Below are 628 nucleotides of genomic sequence, written 5' to 3' on the forward strand. Positions count from 1 at the left end.
TCCTGAGTACCGCGGGACCGGAGAAATCCTGTGGGAATCCACCAGCACCATCTGGTAAGGCTAAATACTCCTGAGAGACCGATAGTGAACCAGTACCGTGAGGGAAAGGTGAAAAGAACCCCGAACAGGGGAGTGAAAAGAACCTGAAACCGTGTGCTTACAAGCGGTCGGAGCTGGCAGGTCCAGTGACGGCGTGCCTTTTGCATAATGAGCCTACGAGTTACTCTTTACTGGCAAGGTTAAGTGGTTCAGCCACGCAGCCGCAGCGAAAGCGAGTCTGAATAGGGCGTATAGTCAGTAGAGGTAGACGCGAAACCTTGTGATCTACCCTTGGGCAGGTTGAAGTTGCAGTAACATGTAATGGAGGACCGAACCGATAAACGTTGAAAAGTTTCCGGATGACCTGAGGGTAGGGGTGAAAGGCCAATCAAACTGGGAAATAGCTCGTACTCCCCGAAATGTTTTTAGGAACAGCGTTGATATAAAGTCTATCAGAGGTAGAGCTACCGATTGGGTGCGGGGGAGTCAAATCCTACCAAATCCAGACGAACTCCGAATGCTGATAGATATGATCTGCAGTGAGGCTTTGGGTGCTAAGGTCCAAGGCCGAGAGGGAAAGAACCCAGAC

General features: G+C 50.8%; 1 rRNA gene. It reads left to right on the forward strand.

Features of this window, described 5'->3' with window-relative positions:
* Window positions 1-628: ribosomal RNA gene (locus WH223_RS00025) — 23S ribosomal RNA — on the forward strand; the annotation flags it as partial.

The organism is Sphingobacterium sp. MYb382, assembly GCF_037572665.1.
Taxonomy (GTDB): domain Bacteria; phylum Bacteroidota; class Bacteroidia; order Sphingobacteriales; family Sphingobacteriaceae; genus Sphingobacterium.